This is a genomic window from Paraburkholderia sp. JHI2823, from assembly GCF_038900695.1.
GTDB lineage: Bacteria > Pseudomonadota > Gammaproteobacteria > Burkholderiales > Burkholderiaceae > Paraburkholderia > Paraburkholderia mimosarum.
Genome location: NZ_JAYMRY010000015.1, coordinates 1 through 24,383 on the forward strand (window position 1 = coordinate 1; position 24,383 = coordinate 24,383).

General features: G+C 63.3%; 21 protein-coding genes and 2 rRNA genes. 9 read left to right on the forward strand and 14 right to left on the reverse strand.

Annotation, left to right across the window (positions count from 1 at the left end; genetic code table 11):
- The first annotated feature begins 14 nt into the window (after window positions 1-14).
- A 23S ribosomal RNA gene (locus tag VSR34_RS17750) occupies window positions 15-2,895 on the forward strand.
- A gap of 170 nt (window positions 2,896-3,065) precedes the next feature.
- Window positions 3,066-3,179: ribosomal RNA gene (gene rrf, locus VSR34_RS17755) — 5S ribosomal RNA — on the forward strand.
- A 177-nt stretch (window positions 3,180-3,356) separates the two neighbouring features.
- Here rrf and VSR34_RS17760 read toward each other — a convergent pair.
- The 5 genes from VSR34_RS17760 to VSR34_RS17780 all read right to left on the reverse strand — a co-directional run bounded on the left by VSR34_RS17760 (window position 3,357) and on the right by VSR34_RS17780 (window position 8,422).
- Window positions 3,357-4,400, reverse strand: coding sequence for a glycosyltransferase (locus VSR34_RS17760; RefSeq protein ID WP_028213851.1), 1,044 nt, complete (start codon window positions 4,398-4,400; stop codon window positions 3,357-3,359).
- A 214-nt stretch (window positions 4,401-4,614) separates the two neighbouring features.
- Complete coding sequence (rpoD, locus tag VSR34_RS17765; protein WP_342963103.1) at window positions 4,615-6,594, reverse strand: RNA polymerase sigma factor RpoD; 1,980 nt, start codon at window positions 6,592-6,594, stop codon at window positions 4,615-4,617.
- A 415-nt stretch (window positions 6,595-7,009) separates the two neighbouring features.
- Window positions 7,010-7,267 (reverse strand): hypothetical protein, encoded by a 258-nt coding sequence (locus VSR34_RS17770; protein ID WP_342963104.1) that lies wholly within the window; start codon window positions 7,265-7,267, stop codon window positions 7,010-7,012.
- 131 nt (window positions 7,268-7,398) lie between these two features.
- On the reverse strand, window positions 7,399-7,836 hold the full coding sequence (locus VSR34_RS17775; RefSeq protein WP_342963105.1) for a GFA family protein: 438 nt from the start codon (window positions 7,834-7,836) through the stop codon (window positions 7,399-7,401).
- A 244-nt stretch (window positions 7,837-8,080) separates the two neighbouring features.
- Window positions 8,081-8,422 (reverse strand): helix-turn-helix transcriptional regulator, encoded by a 342-nt coding sequence (locus VSR34_RS17780; RefSeq protein WP_028213855.1) that lies wholly within the window; start codon window positions 8,420-8,422, stop codon window positions 8,081-8,083.
- Between the two features lie 79 nt (window positions 8,423-8,501).
- On the opposite strand from VSR34_RS17780, the gene VSR34_RS17785 reads away from it, so the two are divergent.
- Window positions 8,502-9,398 carry a hypothetical protein gene (locus VSR34_RS17785; protein WP_063619609.1) on the forward strand — a complete coding sequence of 299 codons (897 nt, stop codon included), beginning with the start codon at window positions 8,502-8,504 and terminating at the stop codon, window positions 9,396-9,398.
- A 448-nt stretch (window positions 9,399-9,846) separates the two neighbouring features.
- Here VSR34_RS17785 and VSR34_RS17790 read toward each other — a convergent pair whose 3' ends face one another.
- Together VSR34_RS17790 and VSR34_RS17795 are read right to left on the reverse strand one after the other, a co-directional pair.
- The gene (locus VSR34_RS17790; RefSeq protein WP_042290916.1) at window positions 9,847-11,106 is read right to left on the reverse strand and encodes a LysR family transcriptional regulator; all 1,260 of its coding nucleotides are present in this window, start codon (window positions 11,104-11,106) and stop codon (window positions 9,847-9,849) included.
- Between the two features lie 47 nt (window positions 11,107-11,153).
- Window positions 11,154-11,663 carry an FCD domain-containing protein gene (locus VSR34_RS17795; RefSeq protein ID WP_342963106.1) on the reverse strand — a complete coding sequence of 170 codons (510 nt, stop codon included), beginning with the start codon at window positions 11,661-11,663 and terminating at the stop codon, window positions 11,154-11,156.
- A gap of 253 nt (window positions 11,664-11,916) precedes the next feature.
- On the opposite strand from VSR34_RS17795, the gene VSR34_RS17800 reads away from it, so the two are divergent.
- Window positions 11,917-12,210: an antibiotic biosynthesis monooxygenase gene (locus tag VSR34_RS17800; RefSeq protein WP_028213857.1), complete on the forward strand. Its 294-nt coding sequence runs from the start codon at window positions 11,917-11,919 to the stop codon at window positions 12,208-12,210.
- 100 nt (window positions 12,211-12,310) lie between these two features.
- Here VSR34_RS17800 and VSR34_RS17805 read toward each other — a convergent pair whose 3' ends face one another.
- Together VSR34_RS17805 and VSR34_RS17810 are read right to left on the reverse strand one after the other, a co-directional pair.
- Window positions 12,311-13,774 carry a sensor histidine kinase gene (locus VSR34_RS17805; RefSeq protein WP_342963107.1) on the reverse strand — a complete coding sequence of 488 codons (1,464 nt, stop codon included), beginning with the start codon at window positions 13,772-13,774 and terminating at the stop codon, window positions 12,311-12,313.
- Window positions 13,761-14,426: a response regulator transcription factor gene (locus VSR34_RS17810; protein WP_028213858.1), complete on the reverse strand. Its 666-nt coding sequence runs from the start codon at window positions 14,424-14,426 to the stop codon at window positions 13,761-13,763. The genes VSR34_RS17805 and VSR34_RS17810 overlap by 14 nt, the downstream gene beginning before the upstream one ends.
- A gap of 159 nt (window positions 14,427-14,585) precedes the next feature.
- Here VSR34_RS17810 and VSR34_RS17815 point away from each other — a divergent pair, with 159 nt between their 5' ends.
- The 3 genes from VSR34_RS17815 (at window position 14,586) to VSR34_RS17825 (ending at window position 17,510) form a co-directional block, all read left to right on the forward strand.
- Window positions 14,586-15,635 carry an ABC transporter substrate-binding protein gene (locus VSR34_RS17815; protein ID WP_028231829.1) on the forward strand — a complete coding sequence of 350 codons (1,050 nt, stop codon included), beginning with the start codon at window positions 14,586-14,588 and terminating at the stop codon, window positions 15,633-15,635.
- 64 nt (window positions 15,636-15,699) lie between these two features.
- On the forward strand, window positions 15,700-16,995 hold the full coding sequence (locus tag VSR34_RS17820; RefSeq protein ID WP_342963161.1) for an MFS transporter: 1,296 nt from the start codon (window positions 15,700-15,702) through the stop codon (window positions 16,993-16,995).
- A gap of 131 nt (window positions 16,996-17,126) precedes the next feature.
- Window positions 17,127-17,510: a hypothetical protein gene (locus VSR34_RS17825; RefSeq protein WP_342963108.1), complete on the forward strand. Its 384-nt coding sequence runs from the start codon at window positions 17,127-17,129 to the stop codon at window positions 17,508-17,510.
- 87 nt (window positions 17,511-17,597) lie between these two features.
- On the opposite strand, the gene VSR34_RS17830 is transcribed toward VSR34_RS17825, so the two are convergent.
- Complete coding sequence (locus VSR34_RS17830; RefSeq protein WP_342963109.1) at window positions 17,598-17,996, reverse strand: VOC family protein; 399 nt, start codon at window positions 17,994-17,996, stop codon at window positions 17,598-17,600.
- 117 nt (window positions 17,997-18,113) lie between these two features.
- On the opposite strand from VSR34_RS17830, the gene VSR34_RS17835 reads away from it, so the two are divergent.
- Window positions 18,114-18,821: a YafY family protein gene (locus VSR34_RS17835; RefSeq protein ID WP_342963110.1), complete on the forward strand. Its 708-nt coding sequence runs from the start codon at window positions 18,114-18,116 to the stop codon at window positions 18,819-18,821.
- A gap of 46 nt (window positions 18,822-18,867) precedes the next feature.
- On the opposite strand, the gene VSR34_RS17840 is transcribed toward VSR34_RS17835, so the two are convergent.
- On the reverse strand, window positions 18,868-19,338 hold the full coding sequence (locus tag VSR34_RS17840; protein ID WP_028231834.1) for an Lrp/AsnC family transcriptional regulator: 471 nt from the start codon (window positions 19,336-19,338) through the stop codon (window positions 18,868-18,870).
- Window positions 19,339-19,449: 111 nt separating this feature from the next.
- Here VSR34_RS17840 and VSR34_RS17845 point away from each other — a divergent pair, with 111 nt between their 5' ends.
- On the forward strand, window positions 19,450-20,091 hold the full coding sequence (locus VSR34_RS17845; RefSeq protein ID WP_028231835.1) for a LysE family transporter: 642 nt from the start codon (window positions 19,450-19,452) through the stop codon (window positions 20,089-20,091).
- Here the strand turns inward: VSR34_RS17845 and VSR34_RS17850 are convergent.
- From VSR34_RS17850 to VSR34_RS17860, 3 genes are all read right to left on the reverse strand, one after another.
- Window positions 20,088-20,750: a gamma-glutamylcyclotransferase gene (locus VSR34_RS17850; protein ID WP_036020230.1), complete on the reverse strand. Its 663-nt coding sequence runs from the start codon at window positions 20,748-20,750 to the stop codon at window positions 20,088-20,090. The two genes, VSR34_RS17845 and VSR34_RS17850, sit on opposite strands and share 4 nt — an antisense overlap.
- A 233-nt stretch (window positions 20,751-20,983) precedes the next feature.
- Window positions 20,984-22,018: an SGNH/GDSL hydrolase family protein gene (locus VSR34_RS17855; protein ID WP_028231836.1), complete on the reverse strand. Its 1,035-nt coding sequence runs from the start codon at window positions 22,016-22,018 to the stop codon at window positions 20,984-20,986.
- 337 nt (window positions 22,019-22,355) lie between these two features.
- A complete protein-coding gene (locus tag VSR34_RS17860; protein ID WP_028231837.1) occupies window positions 22,356-23,672 on the reverse strand; it encodes a tryptophan 7-halogenase in 1,317 nt (438 codons plus the stop codon).
- Between the last annotated feature and the right edge of the window lie 711 nt (window positions 23,673-24,383).

Sequence of the window (24,383 nt, forward strand, 5' to 3'; positions counted from 1 at the left end):
CACACCCGTTATAGGGTCAAGCGAACAAGTGCATGTGGTGGATGCCTTGGCGATCACAGGCGATGAAGGACGCGGTAGCCTGCGAAAAGCTGTGGGGAGCTGGCAAACAAGCTTTGATCCACAGATATCCGAATGGGGAAACCCACTCCGTATGGAGTATCCATGGCTGAATACATAGGTCATGTGAAGCGAACGCGGCGAACTGAAACATCTAAGTAGCCGCAGGAAAAGAAATCAACCGAGATTCCCAAAGTAGTGGCGAGCGAAATGGGACCAGCCTGCATTCTTTATCTGTACCGTTAATCGAACGCTCTGGAAAGTGCGGCCATAGTGGGTGATAGCCCCGTAGATGAAAACGGAACGGAAGAACTAGGTATGCGACAAGTAGGGCGGGACACGTGAAATCCTGTCTGAAGATGGGGGGACCATCCTCCAAGGCTAAATACTCGTGATCGACCGATAGTGAACCAGTACCGTGAGGGAAAGGCGAAAAGAACCCCGGGAGGGGAGTGAAACAGATCCTGAAACCGCATGCATACAAACAGTCGGAGCCTCGCAAGGGGTGACGGCGTACCTTTTGTATAATGGGTCAGCGACTTACATTCAGTGGCAAGCTTAACCGAATAGGGCAGGCGTAGCGAAAGCGAGTCCGAACAGGGCGTCCAGTCGCTGGGTGTAGACCCGAAACCAGGTGATCTATCCATGGCCAGGTTGAAGGCACGGTAACACGTGCTGGAGGACCGAACCCACTAACGTTGAAAAGTTAGGGGATGAGCTGTGGATAGGGGTGAAAGGCTAAACAAACCTGGAAATAGCTGGTTCTCTCCGAAAACTATTTAGGTAGTGCCTCGTGTATCACCTTCGGGGGTAGAGCACTGTCATGGTTGAGGGGTCCATTGCGGATTACCTCGCCATAGCAAACTCCGAATACCGAAGAGTGCAATCACGGGAGACAGACATCGGGTGCTAACGTCCGGTGTCAAGAGGGAAACAACCCAGACCGCCAGCTAAGGTCCCCAAATATGGCTAAGTGGGAAACGAAGTGGGAAGGCTAAAACAGTCAGGAGGTTGGCTTAGAAGCAGCCACCCTTTAAAGAAAGCGTAATAGCTCACTGATCGAGTCGTCCTGCGCGGAAGATGTAACGGGGCTAAGCCATATACCGAAGCTGCGGATGCGTGCTTTGCACGCATGGTAGGAGAGCGTTCCGTAAGCCTGCGAAGGTGCGTTGAAAAGCGTGCTGGAGGTATCGGAAGTGCGAATGCTGACATGAGTAGCGATAAAGGGGGTGAAAGGCCCCCTCGCCGTAAGCCCAAGGTTTCCTACGCAACGTTCATCGGCGTAGGGTGAGTCGGCCCCTAAGGCGAGGCAGAAATGCGTAGCTGATGGGAAGCAGGTCAATATTCCTGCACCGGCGTGAAATGCGATGGGGGGACGGATCGCGGAAGGTTGTCCGGGTGTTGGAAGTCCCGGTCGCTGCATTGGAGAGGGTAGCCTGGCAAATCCGGCTACAGGACTCAAGGGTGTGGCGCGAGCTTCTTCGGAAGCGAAGCAACTGGAAGGGGTTCCAGGAAAAGCCTCTAAGCTTCAGTTTCACGTTGACCGTACCGCAAACCGACACAGGTGGGCGAGATGAGTATTCTAAGGCGCTTGAGAGAACTCGGGAGAAGGAACTCGGCAAATTGGTACCGTAACTTCGGGATAAGGTACGCCCTGGTAGCTTGATGCGCCTGCGCGCAGAGGGTGAAGGGGTTGCAATAAACTGGTGGCTGCGACTGTTTAATAAAAACACAGCACTCTGCAAACACGAAAGTGGACGTATAGGGTGTGACGCCTGCCCGGTGCCGGAAGATTAAATGATGGGGTGCAAGCTCTTGATTGAAGTCCCGGTAAACGGCGGCCGTAACTATAACGGTCCTAAGGTAGCGAAATTCCTTGTCGGGTAAGTTCCGACCTGCACGAATGGCGTAACGATGGCCACACTGTCTCCTCCCGAGACTCAGCGAAGTTGAAGTGTTTGTGATGATGCAATCTCCCCGCGGCTAGACGGAAAGACCCCATGAACCTTTACTGTAGCTTTGCATTGGACTTTGAACCGGTTTGTGTAGGATAGGTGGGAGGCTGTGAAGCGGGAACGCTAGTTTCCGTGGAGCCGTCCTTGAAATACCACCCTGATCTGTTTGAGGTTCTAACCTTGGCCCGTGATCCGGGTCGGGGACAGTGCATGGTAGGCAGTTTGACTGGGGCGGTCTCCTCCCAAAGGGTAACGGAGGAGTACGAAGGTACGCTAGGTACGGTCGGAAATCGTGCTGATAGTGCAATGGCATAAGCGTGCTTGACTGTGAGACTCACAAGTCGAACAGGTGCGAAAGCAGGTCATAGTGATCCGGTGGTTCTGTATGGAAGGGCCATCGCTCAACGGATAAAAGGTACTCTGGGGATAACAGGCTGATACCGCCCAAGAGTTCATATCGACGGCGGTGTTTGGCACCTCGATGTCGGCTCATCTCATCCTGGGGCTGTAGCCGGTCCCAAGGGTATGGCTGTTCGCCATTTAAAGAGGTACGTGAGCTGGGTTTAAAACGTCGTGAGACAGTTTGGTCCCTATCTGCCGTGGGCGCTGGAAGTTTGAGGGGGCCTGCTCCTAGTACGAGAGGACCGGAGTGGACGAACCTCTGGTGTACCGGTTGTGACGCCAGTCGCATCGCCGGGTAGCTATGTTCGGAAGAGATAACCGCTGAAAGCATCTAAGCGGGAAACTCGCCTCAAGATGAGACTTCCCCGGGGACTTGATCCCCTTGAAGGGTCGTTCGAGACCAGGACGTTGATAGGTCAGGTGTGGAAGCGCAGTAATGCGTTAAGCTAACTGATACTAATTGCCCGTAAGGCTTGATCCTATAACAGGTGTGCCTCCGCCCGGCTGGGCGAGCAGGACGCACAGGTTGAGAGATCGCGTGTTGTGCCGGAAACAACACAACCCCAATTCAGCAACACCTCTTTACGCTTCTTCCCGATTGGCTGTGGCGCGCGGACACTAAAACCCGCCGCGACGCAGCAACCCGTCATGCCTGATGACCATAGCGAGTCGGTCCCACCCCTTCCCATCCCGAACAGGACCGTGAAACGACTCCACGCCGATGATAGTGCGGATTGCCCGTGTGAAAGTAGGTAATCGTCAGGCTCCTCATGCCGTAACGTCCAGAACCCCGGTGTCTCTCAATGAGCGCCGGGGTTCTGGCGTTTATGCTCCGGTAAAGCGCCGGACTTCTCCGTCACGTCGGCCCGGCTGTCGCGGCTTCGGTGGCGGCAGCGGCGCTGCCCGACGCAACGCGACGAGGTCGATCGCCCATCGCCTTTGCTACCGCCATTCGCTGATCGACGCGAGCAACGACTGCACCCGGTGGTCGCAAGTGTGGTGCTGGGTGACTTCCCGGAAACCGTTCCCGCTGATTCGTAGACGCTCGTCTTCGTTGTCCAGAAGCCACCGCAGCTTGCGCTGCATGTCCTCGAGATCGTGATAGACGCACAGGTGTTCGTTATCGGCGAAATAGTTGTGGAGATCGAGGGCATTATCCGTCAGCAGGCATGACCCGCTGGCTAGAACCTCGAAATATCTCATGTTCAGCCCCAATCTCACCGTCCGGTCCGCATTGAGGACCACGCGGGCCCTGTTGTGAAGCGCGTTCAGTTGCGTGCCGAGGATCAGGTCTCCCTTGTGGATGCTGCGCAGCATATCGCGAGGTAACCGGCTTTTCTTGAGCCACGAATGCCCGTAAAGCGCGATGTTCTGAGTCACGTCGAAAGCGCTCGCAATGACCTGATCTCGCCACGGACTCCATGCTCCGACAAAGACCAGGTCGATTTCTTTCGCAGTGCCGGCAATCGGATAATGCTGACGAGCATTCGCACCATGCGGCAAGTAGCGTGCATCACGGCCGTGAGAAACGATCGCATCGACGACTTCGGGTGCGAATGCAAAGTAGAGATCGAAGCCTCGCGAGGCAGCCTCCAGATCGGACCAGTCGTTGCTTTGCTCGACCCACCAGCCGATCTTCACCACGTTTGAATCTCGCAGCTTGAAGATTTCCGCTCTTTTGCCATGAATGCAAAGAACGACATCGGGCTCAAATGCTGCCACTTCTTCGCTGAGCCGGGTCGCAAGATGGTTGACTTCACCAAGGCGGTGCTGTCGGAATAAATCCGTGCCTCTCGGGACGAGGCGAAGCGTACGGGCGAGCTTGTTTATCCTGCGAAAGACGTAGCGCGAAACCCAGTGGATCTGTTCCTCAATGATGAAGGTCTTCGCTTCTACGCCAGCCCTGTCGAAAGCATCGGCGTAGTCATCGGCCAATGGTGGAAAGCGGGGATGCGCGATCAGGATTCGCGAGATCGTCTTCGTCATAAGTGTTGAACAGTGCCTATGTGAGTTTTCGGGCGAGGCACACGGAAGTCACGGTAGTGTCTCAATATAGCGGTCCATTGCGCGGCCGTCACGCCGACGCTATACCGACCGCTCTTGCCAGAGACGCCGCAAAATCGCCGTTGCGCAAAACAAAAAGCCCGTCACGCAAGTGACGGGCTTTTCCCGCTACAGCTGCAAAAAGCGTAGCAACGGCTTAACGTTCGAGGAACGGCCGAAGCTTGTCGGCACGGCTCGGGTGCATCAGCTTGCGCATGGCCTTGCTTTCGATCTGGCGGATACGCTCGCGCGTCACGTCGAACTGCTTGCCCACTTCCTCGAGCGTATGATCCGAGGTCGTGTCGATGCCGTAGCGCATCCGCAGCACCTTGGCTTCGCGCGGCGAGAGCGCCTTGAGCGCCTCGTCGATTGCTGCGCGCATATTCGCGTGGATCGCGGCGTCTGCCGGCGAAGCCGAACCTGCGTCCTCGATCATGTCGCCGAGCGTCGCATCGCCATCGTCGCCCACGGGGCTTTCGAGCGAAACCGGTTGCTTGGCGATCTTGAGGATGCCGCGCACCTTCTCTTCGGTCAAGCCCATGCGCGCGGCGAGATCCGCCGGATGCGCTTCCATGCCCGTTTGCTGCAGGATCTCGCGCGAAATGCGGTTGAGCTTGTTGATCGTTTCGATCATGTGGACCGGCACGCGGATCGTGCGCGCCTGATCGGCCAGCGCACGCGTCACGGCCTGACGCACCCACCACGTGGCGTACGTCGAGAACTTCCAGCCGCGGCGATATTCGAACTTGTCCACCGCCTTCATCAGGCCGATGTTGCCTTCCTGAATGAGGTCGAGGAACTGCATGCCGCGATTCACGTACTTCTTTGCGATCGAAATCACGAGACGCAGGTTGGCCTTGACCATCTCGCCCTTGGCCTGACGCATCTTCGATTCAGCGACGGTCATGCGGCGGTTGATCGCCTTGATCTGCTGCAGCGACAGCGATGCCGCCGCTTCGATGTCGGCGAGCTTGCGCTGCTCGGACTGAATCGCCGGCAGGCTGCGCTCGATCGCGGGGCCGTACTTGCTCGATGCCGCGGCGGCGCGCACAGCCCAGTCCAGGTCGGTTTCGTGGCCCGGGAACTGCTCGATGAAGGCTTCGCGCGGCATGCCGCAGCGATCGACGACGATGGACAGCACGTTGCGCTCGATCGCGCGAATCTGCGCAACCTGATCGTGCAGCAGCGTGCACAGGCGATCGATCGTGCGGGCGGTGAAGCGGATCGGCGCGAGTTCGGTCTGGATGTCGGCGCAGATCTGCATTTCCGCGGCCGACGCACGCGCATCCGCGTCCGCCGTGCACGCCATCTGCTCGTACAGCGCGCGAACGCGTGCGAAGATGGCGAGGCTGTCCGCCTTCAGTTGCGCAAGCAGGGCTTCGTTGGCCTTGCTGTTGTCGCCGCTGTCGTCTTCGTCATCGCTTGAGTCGTCCGATTCTTCTTCGTCCGATGCCTGCGCTTCGATCTCTTCGCCGCCGTCGGCTTCGGCCACGGCCGGTTCCTGCGCGGCCTCGTCGCTGCCGATGCCGTCGACGAGCTCGTCGATGCGCATTTCGTCAGCCGCGATACGGTCAGCGTCGGCGAGGATCGTCGCGACGATCGACGGGCATGCCGCGATTGCCTGGATCATTTCCTGGAGGCCGTCTTCGATGCGCTTGGCCACTTCGATTTCGCCGGCGCGCGTAAGCAGCTCGCTCGAGCCCATTTCGCGCATGTACATGCGCACGGGGTCGGTGGTGCGGCCGAATTCCGAGTCGACGGTGGAGAGCGCGACTTCGACTTCCTCGTCCGCCTCGTCGTCGGCCTGCTGGTCGGCGCGGGAATCTTCGTTCAGGAGCAGCGTGTCGGCGTCGGGTGCCTGCTCGTAGACCTGCACGCCCATGTCGTTGAACGTGGCGACGATCGTTTCGAGCGCGGCCGTCTGCGCGAAGTTGTCGGGCAGATGGTCGTTGATATCCGCGTGCGTGAGGTAGCCGCGTTCACGGCCGAGCTTGATGAGCGCCCGCATTTGATGCTGGCGTTTTTCGAGTTGCGAGCCTGCGTCCACTGGAGTCGTATCGCCGGTCCTGTCTTTCGACGAGCGGCGTGCGGGGCGGGCAGACGAGGTCAGCGCGTCGTCCCGGTCATGGCTTGTCAATACATTCTCCTCGAAGGGATAGCCCGACAAGGGCAAAAAGGGTCACGCGCCAGCGGCGTGGCGTCCTGGCGATGACGAAATTGCAGGGGAGTTGGGCGGGGGCGCACGCCGGTCCCGCCAAGCGAGCGCCAAACGCCTGGAGGCGTGGCAGCCTGGATTTTCGTGCAATGCAGAAAGACCGCGTATGGTAGTGCGTTACGGCATGCGAGGCAACCCGAATCGTCGTGTTTGCGGCACATCGCCGCTTTGAGGGTCGAATCGTTTGGCAACGCTCCAACTGACGTACTTCCTACGTGAGTCCCTTAGACCAATTTTCAAGCCATTGGTTCGCCCGTTTTTCGCGTCCGACGGACACACGAATCGTTCCCCGTTAGCCGATCGTGCGCTCGCAGCCTTCGCCCGTGCAGGGTTCCCCTCACGCACGAATCGCGACAATACGTTGAACGCGTTTGCCAGAAGACTGGTTGACTGAGCGCTCGTCGAGCGCAATGGCGGTGCCCTGGAGCGCATCGTTCACGAGTGCCGGATCGAATGCGCTATATAGGCGTCCAGCGGCGTCGCGCGCACTTTCGCCCAGACGCGCGTAGAGGTCGTCGGGCGCGGGCTGGTTTGCCCATTCGGCCGCGAAGTTCCCGGCGCGGCTCGTGTAAGTCTCGATCGTCGTGAGGTCCATATGGGGCTCGCAGTCCACGGGGACAAGAGGAAACGATGTCCCGAGACTAGCCCATCGGCACGACGGCGGGCAGTCGTGTGGCGATACCGGTATGGCCGCTCCTATGCTCACCTGTTCGCGGCCCCGGGGCGTCAGGGCGGGAATTCATCGTATTGCGGCAGCGAGCCGGCGATTTCGAACCACGGCGCTTTCGAGCTCACGAACATATGGGCGCTTGGGCGGATATCCGGCGTATCGAGCAGTGTGCCGAGCGTCACGTGAACATAAGCGCCTTCGCGCACGACCGAATAAAGCAGTGAGCCGCAGCGGCCGCAATGCACGTCGTGGGCGCCTGGTGGATCGCCGTAGATCATTGTCCGGCCTTCTCCCTCGGTGAGGCGAAGTGCCGCGCTTTCGATGCCCGCAAACGGCTTGAACGCCGAACCTGTGGCACGGCGGCACTGCGAGCAGTGACAGATGAAGGCGTAGCGAAATGCGTTCTTGACGGCATAGCGCACGGCGCCACACCGGCACTGGCCGCGCAGCGTTGCGGGGGAATTCGCGTGGGTGCGTGCGGTGTCGGCGGACATGCGGATGCGAGGGTGAGGTGGCCAATGTCAAAACTTGCGATGGGCGATTGCCCAGTGGGCGTCATCATCATACGTACGGTGACGCATACGGGCAGAAAAAAGCCAAGGTCACCACATATGGGGATTTGACCGCCAGCCACAGCCTCCGCCCAGGGCGCGACGCCCCTGGAAGCCCCGCAAGCACAGCAAAATTCCCATAAACGGTTACCTTTCGCGCTTTCTCACAGTGCCCCGCTTCTCACGCCTAACCCGGCCTTTCCCTCAGTTCCTTCAATCCCTTGATCACGAGCAGCAGCGCGCGGCCGTGCTCTTCTGAGCCGTCCCATGCCTCGACGATCGCGTTGCGCAGCAATTCGTTATAGGCGGCCGCGTGCCGCCCAGCAGGCGGAGCCTTAACGCCATAGAAACTGCATAGCTTATTGAATGACGCACTCCGACGGATGCGCCGCCCGTTTGACGTGCGAAGGCGCGAAACCGTAGGCTGGCTGACGCCAGAAAGCCGCGCAATCTCGCTGGCAGAGCGTGAGTCGTCCGTTAGCCGCCGCAGCAGTTCCTGCACCGGGAAAAAAGTGTCTGGGGCTTCCATGTCATGCATTATACCTATACAGTAACGGTTATTGAATTGCTTGCCGGAATCGGCGGGCAGCTGCATTCCGAGGAAGCCGATGGCACTGAAACACCTACCGCCCACCTTCTGCTGGTCCCGTATCGCACCCGAGGCAGGCGTTGATCTCACCACGCTCGTGGTGCGCAAGGAGTGGGAGCGCCGGCTGGGAGGCGGACGTTTTCTGTGGGGCATCGGCCAGTCGCTCGGGAGCAGCGCGCAAGTCGCCGCGCTGCGCACGGGCTCGCTTCTCGCCTTGTTCTCGCCGTCGGCAAGCCGTCCGCGCGCGACGCAAGACAAGTGCGGCAAGCGCGCCGGCGTGGTCGTCTGGAATGCGTGGATCGACGCAAGCGGCCAGGTGCGCCAGCTTCCACCGCACGTATTCGTCACGAGCGGCGCCACGCTGCCCTCGGGCGCCGCACGCGAGCACTACTACGCGCTCGTCTGCGTCTCGCCTGCGGAGCTCAGCGTCGGCAACTCGCTGCGCGTGTTCCCCCAACGCCTGCGCAGCGTGAGCACGGCGAAGGCGCCAAGGCCTTCACAGGGCACGGTCGTCGTGGATTGCGTCGAGCGCGCCGCGGAAGCGGCCGGCAAGAGCCATCCGCTCGTGTTCACGGCGGAGCTGGAGGCGCCGTATTTCGTGCGCCTCACGCAACCCACGCCTGTGAAGGCGCGCGACCTCGCGGCCATTCACGAGGCGTCGCGCATGGGCGACTTCGAAACGTACGCGGAACTCACGAAGCGGGTGCGCAGCCAGGCGTGCGCGCAGCAGGCGCGCGGCTTCACACGCGATCTCTTCGATGCGCCGCCTGCCGAGCACACGGCGTCTTTGCGTCATGGCGGCGCCCGAACGCGCCACCTCTCCCGGGTGCCCGACTGGACGCAGCTCACGATGGAGCTCTTCCACGGCGATTCGCATCCGTTCACAAGAGGCCGCGGGAGACCAACGCTTTTCTGAGGCGAGCCCGAACGTCTACGAGATATTTCGCGCCCGGTTGCAGGGGAGACGACACGTGGCTCGAGACGGCGGCTGTGCGAAAGATCGTGATTCGCCCGCTGGTTGTGGGGCCGGAAACGGTGAACGCGACACGGGGGCGAACATCGTTGTCGTCCAACGTTGCGCGCTCAACCATGCGTCACGCTGCGCAACTAGCGATAAGCAAATTCGATGCCTTTGACAGTCCTTTCATTGGTTCGCGAGGCGCGCCCAAAACCTTCGTGATGATCGACGTCTGGTGAACCGGAAATGACTGAAAAATCGATGCTCGTGGTGAGCGAGCACAGCGCGGATCGTTCTGGCAACGAAACCCTTCAGCACTCTCCCGTCGCGCGATGGATTCTTCTCGCTGAAATGACAACGAGCGCCCCCGGGGGCGCTCGCTTTACGTCGAACCCGCGCGCCGCGCTCAACCGGTGCGCCGACCCTCCACCACGCGCGTTCCTGGCGCGACATCCATCACCGCGAGTCGGATCGCGTCGATCAGTGCGCGTGCGGCGGGCGAGGGCGAGCCTTGTGCGCGCAGCGTGAGCCCGATGTCGCGGCGCGTGTGCTGCAGCGGCACGTCGAGAATCACGAGCTGGCCTGACTCGATTTCATAGTGCAACTGCTGCGCCGAAAGCGCCGTGATCATGTCCGTTCCGAGCAGCAGGCCGCGAATCACGGCGAGATCGGCGGTTTCGACGGTCGGCATGGGCGGCTTGAGTTTCGCGCGCCGGAACTGCGCCTCCACGAGCCCGCGCGAGGGCGAATGGGTACGCGAAAGAATCCACTGCGTATCACGCAGATCGTTCAGCGTCAGCCCGTGCCGTTTCGCGAGCGGATGGTCGCGCCGCGCGAGTACCACCATATCCTCGGACATCAACCGCTCGTTGGAGAGGCCGCTTGCTGCATCGTTCTCGCGCAGCGCGCCGAGCACGAAGTCCACGTCGCCCGCGCGCAAGCCCGCCACCAGCAGTTCATAGGCGCTTTCGTCCGTGACCACGCGCACGCCCGGATGCTGCGCGCAAAGGCGCGCAATGGCGGCCGGCAGGATCAGCGTGCGGCCGAGCGGTAGTGCGCCTACCGTCACCGAGCCCTGGATATTGCCGTGGAGCGCAGCGATATCGTCGGGCACGTGGCGCAGTTCGTTGAGCGCGCGCCGTACGTGCAGCAGGAAGGTTTCGCCCTCGGCCGTGAGCAGCACACCGCGCGGCCCGCGATGGAACAGCGTGACGCCCGAGCCGCTTTCGAGCACGCGCATGGCGCTGCTCACCGCGGGCTGGCTTATGCCGAATGCATTGGCCGTGCTCGGCATGTGGCGGTGCCGCGCCAGCGCGACGAAAAGCTGCAGCCGGCGCGTATTGAGAAGATACGCGGGCAGCGTGCCCTCGCTCAACGCGCGGCGGCGCGCCTGGCGTGCCGCGCACCACTGCGCGAGCTCTTCGAGTTCGCCGAAAATGCGCGCGCAGCGCTCGAGCACGACGCGGCCTACGGCCGTCGGAAGCATGCCCGAAGGCTTGCGCTCGAAGAGCGGCGCGCCAAGCGCAGTCTCCAGCTCCTGCACCGAGCGCGTGACGGCCGACTGGGCGCGGTAGAGGGCCGAAGCGGCGCGCGTGGCGCTCCCGGTGTCGGCAACGAGGCGAAAGGCGCGCAGATGCGCGAGATTCAGGAGTTCGGGCTGGCTCACGTCTCGATCATGTCGTTTTGGGTGGGAAACGTGCCGTGTCTCATGCGTCAACCGCGGCCTTGACGGCGCTCAGGTGCAGGCGGTCGACCGGGAGATTCAGGCTCTCCTTCGAAAATGTGCGTGTGCTCTTTCATCAGCGCCTCGACGCGCACGCCTTCGCCATTCACGAGCGCGCCCACGATGGCGTGATGCTGGCGGTGGGCATACGAGAGCATCATGAACTGGCGCTCCTGCGCGGTCTTGTCGAACACCACCGTGCCCGGCGCGACGAACGGAAGCTTGTCGTTGAGCGCGAGCGCGGTGCTTACCGCGAGATTGTGCGCCGCTTCCACGATCAGTGCGTGGAAACGGCCATTCGTCGCGGCGTAGCGCGTCTCCCCCTCGCTGTCGAGCGAGCCGGCTGCGAAAAACGCATCGCCTTCGACCTTCGCGCAGCTGCGCCTCGACGAGCCGTTCGCCGGGTGCGAACTTGCCGGAAAGGATGCGCGTGCGTAGCGCCTGCAAAAAAGCTTTGCGGCGCGCGGGCTCGAGAGTTCGGCGATGGGGTGGCGAAGCACCTCGTTTCAGAAGCGCGCTGCGCAACGCAGTCGTTTGACGCGGCCCGACCGTTTGATCGGGTGCCCCCTGTTTCCATCTCCTGTCGCTCGGCCCCCGCTGCCTGACGACGCCCAGGAACCGGGTTATGCTGGCAACCGTCCGTAGTTCGCGGATGGCGAACGCGGCAATGGGCATACGTCGTCCCGGGTTGATCGAACGCCTGAACAGAACGGCATGCAGCAGCAAATCAACGTGAATCACAAGGAGAACAGGATGGTCTACGAGATGGCGCATATCACGGTGAGCGCCGGCAAGAACGCCGAATTCGAGGCAGGCGTGGCGCAGGCGCTGCCGCTGTTTCACCGCGCGCGCGGTTGCCGCGCCGTGGAACTGCAGCGCAGCGTCGAAGAGCCGAATCAGTATGTGCTCGTCGTGCAGTGGGATACCGTCGAGGACCACATGGTGCACTTTCGCGAGTCGGCGGACTTTCAGGCGTGGCGCAGCCTCGTCGGCCCGTACTTCGAAAAGCCGCCCGTGGTCGGGCATACGCAGGTCGTGGTGAAGTAACGCGCTGCGAGCGGCCGTCGTGTGCGTTCTACGACATCTGTACGGCGGTCGACGCGCTGACGCCCGCCGTGCGCGAACTGGCGCTGCCGCGATCGCATGATCATGGAGCGGTGTTGCGCAACGCCGCTCCGGCTGACTTCTGTGGATCGCCGTTCTCGATCCCGATTTGCGCACTTTCCGTCGAAGGAAACGTCAGCACCACGGCAAACCCCCCATCGGCGGGAAACGCGAAACCCACGCGCCCGCCGTGCGCTTTCATCACCTCCTGCACGATCGCGAGCCCGAGTCCGGAACCGGTAGTGCGCTCCGCACCTTCCTGACCCAGACGTTCGAATGGGCGCAGCGCCGCTTCCCAATCTTCGCGCGCAATGCCGCGGCCGTTGTCGGTCACGGTCAGCGTGACGGCGTCGCGCAAGGCGCGGATGGTCACGACGATATCGTCGGCCTTGCCATGCAACAGCGCGTTGTGCAGCACGTTCGAGAGCGCTTCCTGCAAGCTCACCGGATCGCCGGCAATCCAGACCTGCGGCGCATTGCTTTCGAACGCCACTTTCACGTCGCGCTCGTCGGCGAGCGGAATCGTGCGGCCCAGCACTTCTCTCGCGAGCTTCGCCAGATCCACCCGCTGCAGCGGCACGACTTCCGTGCGATGGATCACCATCGCGTGATTGAGCAACTGGCCGGTGAGCCGGCCGACGTCCGAGCAAGTCGCGCGCAAGGCTTCGAGCCGCGCGGCCTGGCGCGTGGGATCGGATTCGGTGCTGAGCAACTCGATCTGTGCATCGAGCCGCGCAATCGGGGTGCGCATCTGATGCGCGGCATCGGCGATGAACCGCTGCATCGCAGTCATGCGCTCCGCGAGCCGGCCGATCAGCCCGTTGATGGCGCCTATCAGCGCGTTGATCTCGCTCGGCGTGTCGTGCGCCACGGGCCGCAGATCGGCCGGGTCGCGCGCTGCGATGATTTGCTCGATCTGCGCGAGCGGGCGCAAACCGCGCCGGATCGCAAGGCCGCTCGCGCCAATGGCGAGCACGCTCATCAGCACGATGAGTGTCCACACCTTGAGGCTCATGTCGTTCGTGAGCTGCTGCCGCGCGTGGGTGGTCTGGGCGACCGTCACGACCGCCCAGCCGGGCGGGTGGGCATCGGGCATGTAGCGCGCGATGGTCGCCGTGCGCACGCGCTCGCCCTGATAGTGCCCGTTCGCGAACGCGGGACCTTGCCGCGCGCTCAGGACGCTGGCCGGACCGGGCAGGTCGCCGTAGCCCGCCACCACGACACCGCGTGCGTCGACCACCCGGTAGTAGACGACGTCATAGCGCGAGAGCGAGGAGAGCGCGGCCACCGGCGGATTGAGCGCGAGCACGCCGCCCTGCACGTACAGGTTTTCGGCGACCTGGATCGTTGCGCCCGCAAGCAGTTGATCGTACGCGCGCTCGGATGCGACGCCCGCGTAGTACCGGGCGATGCCCGCGAGCGCCGCCGCGCCCGACGCCACGACCAGCGCGACGAAGAGGAGCGTGCGGCCGAGCAGCGTTTTCGGGAACCAGTCAAAGCGCGGCAATTTGATATCCCATGCCGCGCGCCGTGCGGATTTCCACCGAGCTGCCCTGCAGCTTCTTCCGTACGCGCGTGACGTATTGCTCGACGGCGTTCGCGCTCGGCTCGTTGCCATAGCTGAACAGCTGGTTCAGCAGTTCCTCTTTGGGGAAGATGCGCTGCGGGCGCGTGACCAGGATTTCGAGCAGCGCGAACTCCTGGCGCGAGAGCGAAAGCGGTTTGCCGTCGAGTTCGGCAAGGCGGCTGCTGCGGTCGATCGCAAGGCCGCCGAGCCGCACGACATCGTTCGCGTGCCCGCTGTTGCGGCGCAAGAGCGCCTGCACGCGCGCTTCGAGTTCGCGATAGTCGAACGGCTTGACGAGGTAGTCGTCGGCCCCGAGTCCGAGGCCGCTCACACGGTCGTCGATGGCCGAGCGCGCGGTGAGGAGCAGCACCGGAGTCGCGGAGCCCGCCGCGCGCAGATTGCGCAGGATCGCGAAACCGTCCATGCCGGGCAGCATGACGTCGAGCACGACGAGGTCGAAGCGCTCGATGCCCAGCAGGCTGTTCGCCGTGCCGCCGTGCGCTTCGAGGTCGACCGCGTGCCCGAGGCGCGTGAGGCGGCTCGCGATCGCCGCGCCGATTTCCGCGTCGTCCTCTACCACCAGAATGCGCATGATGCTGTTCCTGCCGAAATCTTCATGGGTCCGATTGCGGGTTTTCCCGAGGTCTGCACTCAACGTTTTCTCAGCATTTTCTCAGACTCGCCCGGTAACCTCGCGAACCATGGAAGATGCAGCGACATGATTACGACACGAACCAAAGGAGACGGCAACATGCGACCGAAGTCGCCACGGCGGCCTTCGCTGCGGCGGCGCGCCCTCGTCGCCGCAGGGCTTGGCGCGGCCGGCATGGGCGCCGCGCTCGCGCCTGTGTGGGTCAACGCTTCGACGCGCACGGTACGCATCTCGAAGGGCTACGGTCTGCTGTATTTGCCGCTGCTCGTCATGGAGAAGGCACGGCTTTTCGAGCGGCACGCCGCCCGCCAGGGGCTGGCGGGGGTGGGCGTGCAATGGGTGCTGCTCGACGGCGGCAATTCCGTCGACGACGCCATGATGGCCGGCACGCTCGACTTCGCGGCCGTGGGCGCGCCAGGCTTCATCGTGCTGTGGGCGCGGGCGCGGGGTATTCCGAACGTCGAGGTGATCGGCATCAGCGGTCTCTCGGCCACCTCGCTCTCGCTCAACACGAACCGGCCGCAGATCGACACGCTGCGCGACTTTACACCCGCCGACCGCATTGCCGTGCCCGGCATCCGCACCTCGCTCTCGGCCGTCGTGCTGCAGATGGTCGCGAGCAAGCTGCTTGGGCCGCAGCACTTCGCGCAACTCGATTCGATCACGGTCGGCATGCCGCATCCGCAGGCCATGCAGTCGCTGATCCGGCGCGAGGGCGGCATCACCGCGCACTTCGCGTCGCCGCCATTCTCGACGCTCGAATTGCAGCAGCGCGGTATTCGCCGCGTGGTCGATTCGGTCGACGTGCTCGGCCCGCTGACACTCGACGTGGTGTTCGCGCCCAAGCGCCTCGTCGACGCCGAGCCGGCGCTGGCGCGCGCGTTCCTTGGCGCGCTCGACGAAGCGAACCGCCTGATCGCGCAGAACCCGCAGGCCGCCGCGCAGATCTACGTCGCCTCATCGGGATTCGGCATCTCGCGCGAGCACGTGGTGCAGACGCTCGCCGCGCCGGAGTCGCGCTTTTCGGTCTGGCCCGAGCAACTGATGGAGTACGTGGACTTTCTTTACATGGTGGGCACGATCAAGGCCAAACCGCGCACGTGGAACGAGATGTTCGTGCCGATGCTCGGGGAGTTCCGCCCGTCGTAGCGAACCCCGCAACCATGGACAACATAACGAAAACCCGTAGGAGAACGTAGTGAACACTGATTCAATGCTTGACCAGCGGCCCGCCGAAGAGCGGCACGTGATGTCGAAGATCGCGCGCCGCCTGATGCCGATCCTCGTCGTGATGTTTCTCATCTCCTTCATCGACCGGCAAAATGTCGGCTTCGCGAAGCTGCAGATGGTGCATAGCCTCAACATGACCGAAGCGGCGTTCGGCCTCGCTTCCTCGCTGTTCTTCATCGGCTATCTGCTGTTCGAGGTGCCGAGCACGCTCGCGCTGCACCGCTACGGCGCGCGCGTCTGGCTCGCGCGCATCATGCTCACCTGGGGCGTGATCACGGTGCTGATGGGCTTCACGACGTCGATGAACGTGTTCTGCGGGCTGCGCTTCGCGCTGGGCGTGGCCGAGGCCGGCTTCTATCCGGGCGTCATTTATTACCTCACGCTGTGGTTTCCGCAAAGCTATCGAGCGCGCGTGCTCGGCATCTTCACGCTCGGCAGCGCGCTCGCGAACATGCTGGGCTCGCTCGTGGGCGGCTGGCTGCTGAGCCTCGATGGCCTGGGCGGCCTCGCGGGCTGGCAGTGGGTGTTCATCGCCACGGGCCTGCCGGCGGTGCTCGTTGGCATTGCCGTCTTCAGGCTGCTGCCTGCGTCCTACCAGGAGGCGCGTTTCCTGAACGAGCGCGAAAAGCAGATCGTGGCGGCCGCGCTCGAACGCGAAAAACCGCAGCACGCTGAGCACGCGCAGCCGTGGAAGGCGCTGCTCGACCCGCGCGTGATGCTTTTCGCCGCGACGTACATGCTGATGTCGACGTCGCTGTACGGCGTGACTTACTGGCTGCCTACGCTCGTGAAATCGTTTGGCGTGTCGAGCAGCACGAACGGTCTCTTGAGCATGCTGCCCTGGGCACTGGCGGTGTTGCTGCTGCTGTGGCTGCCCTCCAGGCTGCGCCGCGCCACGAGCGTGCTGCGCGCCATGGCGATCGTCGCGGCGCTCGGCACGGTGTGTTTCCTGCTGAGCCTTCTGCTGCCTTCCACGCCGCTGCGCTTCATCGCGCTCGTCATGGGCGGAGCCTGCATTCCACTTCTGTATCCGTGCTTCTGGTCGATGCCGCCGCGTTACTTCACCGGCGCGCGTGCAGCGGCAAGCGTCGCGGCGATCAACTCGATCGGCAATCTCGGCGGTTTCTTCGGACAGAACCTGATGCCGTTCGCGGGCAAAGTCACGGGCACGGCATTCGGTCCGATGATCGTGCCGATCGTCTGCCTCGCGGTCCTCGGCCTCGGCGCCCTCGTTGCGTGGGGGCGTTCCGGGCGCGCGATGGCGGGCGTGCCCGCTTAGGGGCCGGAAGCGCTGCGATTGTCTGGATGGCGGTAACAGTGAATTCATCGCATTCGCATAGACTTTCGACAGCACGCCCCTAAACTGCTCCTCCATGTGAGCGCCACGGCGCTCGATCATGAGAGGGATCGATGGAGGAAGTTTTCAAAGGGGCCGCAAATGCGCAGACCGAGGCGAGCTGCGCAGGCGAGCGCTCGCGGCCGTGGCCCCGTTTCGCGGGGTCGTTGCCCAAGGCACTCGTAGCCGTGGCCGCCGCTTGCACAGTCCTCGCCGGTTGTGCTTCGGCCGGCGATGTCGCCGCCGCCGACAAACAGGGTACGTATGTCGTCACGGCTTCTGCAACGGGCGGCCGTCTCGCGTGGGCGCGCGCACACAAGCGCGCAGTGAGCGAGGCGACTCGTTACTGCGAGGGCCGCGGCATGCAGACGAGCCTCGGGCTGGAGCATACAGAGGGCCTCGAAGCGCTTAAGGAACAATCGTCCGTTATCAACTTCGAGTGCCAGCCGAAGCTTTGACGCGCATGACGCCAAGCCGGCAGGTGCGTCGAGCGTGCGGTGCGCCACTTCGCGTCCCACCGCGCCACGTCGGCCGCACCATCGCCACTAACTACGGCTGTACTTTCGAATGGCTTCCGCCGTGACAGGCGTGAAGAGATTGACGAGGTTGCCGTCCGGATCGCGAACGAGCAGCGAGCGATTGCCCCAGGGCTGCGTTGTCGGGCGCTGCACAAGCTCGGTGACCATCGTTTCGAGCTTGCGACAAGCCTCGTCGACATCCTTCACGCGAAACTCGACGATGACGGACTGGTTGCGCTCGGGAACGGCGGCGCCCGCACCGAACATGGCCATCGTGCGCCTGCTGCCAATGGCCAGCGTAGCGCTGGCCGTTGAAAGCTCCGCAAACCCATCCGTGTACCAGGTCGCCGTGAGTCCAATTGCTTCGTAAAACTGAACGAGTCGTTTGACGTCGTCAGTAATGATTCGGGTGGAAACGAAATCCATCTTGCCCTCCGTGGGTCATGGCGGTGTCGGTTAAACTGCGCTCGCATCCTACCGAAGGCCTGCTGCCACCGTTTTGTCAGCAGCGAATCCAGCGAGTCCAGCAAAATCCGCACTCCCATGCGCCGAACCGACCGACTATTCCAGATCATCCAGATTCTGCGGCGTTCGAAGCGCCCTGTCACCGCGAGCCGCCTGGCCGAGGAACTGGAGGTGTCCTTGCGGACGGTGTATCGCGACGTCGCCGATCTGATGGCCCAGCGGGTTCCGATTCGCGGCGAGGCGGGGCTGGGCTACGTACTCGATCGCCACTACGACATGCCCCCGCTCATGCTCACGCCCGACGAACTCGAAGCGGCCGTGCTCGGTGCACAATGGGTTGCCGGGCGCGGCGATCCTGCGCTTTCGAGGGCCGCGCGAGACCTCGTGGCAAAGATCGCGACTGTCGTTCCGGAACAGCTGCGCCCCTTCGTTGCGGAGCCGACGGTGGGTGCGCCGCCGCCTCTCGCGTCCCCAGCCAGCGCGGGCGGGCTGGACTTCACGCAGCTGCGGGAGTGGATTCGCGCGGGCCGCAAGCTGCACATGCGCTACCGCGACGAGGGCGGACGCGTAAGCGAGCGCACGGTATGGCCCGTGCTAATTGGCTACGCCGATACGGTTCGGTTGCTGGCGGCCTGGTGCGAGCAGCGCCAGGCATTTCGTCACTTCAGGACGGACCGGATCATCGAGGCCAGTTTTCTGGACGAGCGGCACGGGCAGCGTCGCGGCGAACTCGTGGCGCGGTGGAAGCGGTACATGAAAAAAGAGCGCGGACTGGATCTGCTCTAGCGCACCGGCTACGGTGCGCTGGCTACGCACGAGCATTGGCTGTTGTTCAGCGCTTGCTGGCCGGGACTGTCCGGTTTGCATGCGGCCGCTCCAGCGCCCGCGCGGCGAGCGGTGTGGACATGACGACGGACGTGCGCGTCTCGCCGTAGAGATTGATCCGCTGGATCAGGCGCTCCAGGTCGGCCACGCTCGTCGCCACCAGGCGAATGACATAGGAGTCCGCGCCCGTGACGTGATGGCATTCGAGGACTTCGCCGATGGTGCCGAGCAGCTTGAGGAACTTCGCCTTCGCCGATTGCTGCACCGTAATGCCGAGCAGGGCCGAGATCGGGTAACCGGCGGCGGCCGGGTTCACACGCGCCGCGTAGCCTTCGATCACCCCGGCTTCTTCCAGACGCCGCACCCGCTCCGTGACTGCCGGCACGGACAGGTGCACCTGGCGCGCAAGCTCGGTGTAGGTCATGCGCCCGTTGTTTTGCAGGTGCATCAGTATTTTCCAGTCCAGATCGTCCGTCATGGCGAAGACTTTAAGGTAAAACGCCCATTCTCCCTTAAAAACCCGCTTTTGCGGCAAAGCCTCGCCGTCTACGATATTCGCCTATACGACAAGGATTGCGGGGAGAGCAACATGTTGTTCGTGAAAGCGGTGGCGATGGGCTTCTGTATCGCAGCGCCAGTCGGAGCCATCGGCATGCTGTGCATCCAGCGCAGCCTGAGCCGGGGCTTCTTCTCAGGGTTCGCTACGGGCATGGGCGCGGCATGCGCCGATGCCGTCTATGGCCTGCTCGGCGCGCTCGGGGTGGCGGGCATCGTGGCGGCCCTGCCGATGCTGACCGTCGTTCTGAAAGCGGCGGGCGGTACGTTTCTCGTGTGGATGGCGTGGACGATCGCACGCGAGGCGCCTGCCGCGCCAGCGGCCGGGCAGGACACGATACGTGTACCGGTCACGCGGGATTTCCTCACCACGTTTGCACTCACGCTCTCAAACCCGCTGACCATTTTCTCTTTCATCGCAGCCTTTGCGGCGCTTGGGCCGTTGAATCCCAGCCAGGGAGCGCCTGCCGCGATGAACTGGTTCACCGTGGTGCCGATGGTAACGGGCGTTTTCGCCGGTTCTGCCGTGTGGTGGCTCTTCCTCAGCGTCGTTACCTCCGCGCTGCGCACGAAGCTGCCTCTCGCGTTCACGCGCGGCATTTCCGTTTTCTCCGCCGTCGCGATTGCCGCGTTCGGTCTTGTTCAGGTGGCTACGGGTTTGAGTCGGCTCGTTTAGCCCTGCGTTTCGAAACGTCCGAGCGCTTGCGCCACTTCCTCGATATAGGCATCGGTCAGCGCGCGATCGGCGAGCGCCTGCCTGAGGCGCAAGACGTATTCGGCGTTGGTGCCGAGCGGGCCTTGTGCCTCGGCGATCTGGCGCGCGACCGTCGAGGGACTCGAATCGGCCTCGTATTGCCGCGGGCAGCCGTTCGCCACGAACGCGAGGGCGTGCTGCGTCTCGCCCGTGACGAGCGTCACCGTGGTCCAGGTGGGCTTGTAGGCGCCCGTGAGCATTTCGCGCGTCCAGAGAATGCGCAGCTCTTCGTCTCGCGCCGCGGCATCGAGTCGCAGCGCCACGCCTTGCGTATGACCGCCCGGCTCCAGCGCGAGCATGCGGCCCGGGCACTGCGGCGTGCCGCGCCCGGCCATCAGGCGGATGCAGAAGCTACGGTGCCAGCCGTGCAGCGTCGCGCTGACGCTCAGGTCGAAACGGGACAGCGGATTCCACATGAGCGAACCGTAGGCGAACACCCAGACGTCCTCGTCAGCGGGCCGCGCGGCCATCGTATCGGCGAGCGACTGGTCGATACGGGCTTGTGTCCACAGGATTTCCGGTGGAAGGAAATTGAAGCTCTCGAGAAATGCACCGGAGCGAATGGCGTCCCTGTTTAACATGGGTTCGGCGTGGTCGTGGAATCTACGAGAGGGAGTATGCCGTCGACGCACGCGTGGATAAAGCCCGCCGAACGAGACGCAGCGTTCGGCTGGGGACGACAATCGATGCGATGTGCCCGCTTCGCGGGCGCGTTGTTCGGCCCCTTTGTAAGTGGCTGACCGCCAGTTGAAAAGGTCGCCGTTGGAGAGCCAGGCGGCCGCGCATCCGTGGCGCGGCCGCGTCAACCCGCTATTCAGTGCCCCAGGCCGCTCGCTGCGATCTGCTGTTCGACGTACTGCGCAAAAAGCGCATGCGTGCGCGTGGTGGGGTGAAGATCGTCGGCGAACATATAGGTCTGGTCGGCGTTGGACGTGACGTAAGTGGCCCGCGAACAGAACAAGGAGGTGTTGTCCGGCGTTTTCGAAGGGTCGCAGGCCTGGGCCGTGTTAGATACAGCAAAGCCGTTTGCCTTGAAGTTCGCGACGAGCTGCGTCACCCACGTATAGGAATCGATCTGGATGACCTTGCCCTGCAGGCCATTCGCTTGCAGCGCGCCGTTCAACGTGCTGTTGAAGAGTTGCGACAGCTGGGTCAGGTTCGCGCCGCCGTCGGCCGAGGCGATCGCCTTGGGCGAGAGACCGACGTTCGGCACGTTGATCACCACGACATGCGTGGCGCCGGCCTGGACGATTTGCCCGACGATCTGCGCGAGCGTCGTCGCGGCGGCCTGGACGACGGTGTTGGCGCCCGGCGGATTGCCGGCGCGCAGCACGTCGTTCGAGCCCGCCCACACGAGCACCAACTGGCCCGAGTTGAAGCTGCCGTGAGCGGTGAGATAGCTCGAAACCTGTTGATTGACCGGCATTTCGATGTTGCCGATCACATCGGAGAGGAAATCGTACTGGTTGGCCGGCGTGGCGACTGTCGCGCCGCCCTCCGCGTAGCCTAAGCCGCCTTGCGCGCTCAGCTTGTGATCGAGGCCGACGGTGTACGCGGCGCCGAGCGTATTCCCATAGTATTGCGCGACATTCTGGGACCAGACCTGGCCAGGGTTGGTCGTGAACCGGCCGCCGCCTACGGCGCTCGCGAGGGGCGCATACGTGCCGACATCGGAAAGGCTGTCGCCGAACGAGACGACTTGCAGCGTGACACCGCCCGGCGGCCCGCTCGTGCTGCTGCCCGAGCTGCTCCCGCCGCCTCCGCCCCCACCACTGCCGCCGCATGCCGTCAGCACGCCGATCAGCGCGGCGAAAATTGCCGCCCGGATCCGGGAATCGATCGTTGCCATTGCGCCCCCTTACTCGCTCGATATGGTTGGCCCGCGCGACTGGATAGGGCGGGCGTAAGTGGGCTAGCAAGAACAATGCGCGCTGATTACAAATTGCTGACGAGGCTCACGGCGCCCCATCGTTCTCGCGTGCAACCAATCATGACCTGCACCGGGCGACCTCATTGGCGCCACGCTGCCTGGAACCGGCGATGCCGCGCCGGAAAGCGCGGGCATGATGCCGTCGCGACGCACCTTATGCGTTCGACCGAGAGTACGCGCGCAACATCAGTTCGTTGTACGAAGGTTATAGATGTCGAATCGATACTTTCGTGGACGAAGCTCGCGCAGACGCGAGTCAAACGTAGCGCTCGGGAAAGTCCTGCATCGCGAGCCAATGACGGATCAGGCGCGCCTGATCCGCATCGAGCGACTTGAGCACCTGCTCGGCGGGCTCCCGGCGTAGCGCCTCTACCACAGGTGCGAGCGCAGCGTCGCACAGATGCCAGATGCCGAGCGGCTGGTCCGGGCTCGCGACCACGTCCGCTTCGGCAATCATGCCACCCTCGATCACGGGGGCGCGACCCACGTTCAGTTCGTTGAAGTCGGCGCTCACATGAGCGGGCCGGTCGTCGGGCCATGCGCTTCGCGTTTGCCAGAAGGGCTGCATGCTCCAGCGCTGTTCGAGCGCATAGACATCGCGGCTGGTGCGCGCAAAGCGCGTGAACAACTGCTCGATGCGCTGCTGGTGGAAGCGCAGCGCGAGCGGTGCGCGGTCGGGCCGCGCGAGCAGCGTGTGGATCACGGCGGGCGCCTGCAATGCCGACGTGAGCGACTGGAACACGCCATTGCCCGCGAGCGGATCGACAGCCATGGCGGCGTCGCCCACGCGCAGCCAGTTGTGGCCGCCCGTACGGCCGCACAGTGTGGCGGTGCTGCTGCGCGCATAGAGGCGCGCGTCTTTTGCGTCGTCGCCCGAAAAGAAGTCGACAGCAAGCGGCGAGTGGCGCATGCGCTCGCAAAACGCGAGCAATTCGTCGCGTTGCGGCAACTCGGGATTCGCGACGTCGAGTGTCAACTGCCAGTAGCAACGGCCGTCGTTCAATCGCGCCATCCACGCCCAGCCGGCCGGCAGGCTCTCTACCGCAGTGGCCGCCGCGCCGGGGCTGCCCGCCCATGCATTGAGCAGGCTCACGGTCTGCGGTCCGCGCGTGGCATCGCGCAACAAGGGGGCGAGACGGCCGCGTGCTTCGACGAGAAAATCCGCGCGCAGCGTGAGCGGTCCATCCGCACTTTCGATCATGAGGTCGTGACCCGCGGATGTGGACTGCAGCGAGCGCACATTCGCCTCGATGACGTCCACGCCCGCGCTGCAGAGGTCTTCGCGCAATGCCGCGTCGAACACTCTTCGATCTACGAGAAATTCGGCATCCAGGGTCCGCAGCGCGCCGTTCCATAGCGTGGTGCGCACGCACGGCCCTTCGCCGCAGCTGGCCGCGTAATGGAGACCCGCGCGGCGCAGTGCTTCGATTCCGCGCGCAGACAGCGTTTCGGCCGCGTCGAAGCGGCGCCAGTCGCTCACCACCTGCACGCGATAACCCATCCCGACGAGTGCGCGCGCGACGGCGGCACCCGCGGGGCCCGCACCGAGCACGACGATGCTGGCGGCATTCATGATGGGCGCGCTCGCGAACGGCCATCCGTGAGCATGCTCACGAACATGACGCGCGTGACAGCATGAAGGGGAGGAAAGGAATCGTGCAAGCCGTCCTCCTTGAAATCATGGCGCATCGCTTCGCGACCCCGGCGCTGCGCTTGGGATGAGTGAAATCTAATCTGGCATAGATGCCGCGATAAAGCTATCCGGTCAAAGGAGGATGTCTGAGTGGCCAGTGCTGCGTTTCAATGCGCGATGCGTATGAACGATGGTGTCCGGTAATTGCTTTGCGAATAGGCGATGCACGCCGGTCAGGATCATCGGTATTCCTCACAAGGATGATTGCCGCGGGACGCAAAGCGGGGACAGTGCACAAGCTGCCCTTTAGCCAGGCGATGCGCGCAAGGGCGCCGAAGCGCGGGAGCGAACGACCGTCTTGCCATTCGCTCCAATGCAGTTCGAATTGCGGGGCGAAAGGGAGGGTCTTGATGGAGGCGGCGTTCGCATGTTGCATGCCCGTGGTCACACGCATACGTCGATGGCATTGCCATCGTATGGAGAAATAGTCGGGCGAGAGGTCAGCAATCGTCACGGACTCCCAGGGACCACGGCGCGCGAGTTTCGCGAAGGCGCCGTGGCGCGTGCGCGTCGTACGAAGCGCATTTTCACGCCAAGGTTCCTATACTTTCTCTAGCGCGCGCCAGGAAACGCGCCCCCAAAGCGAAACGA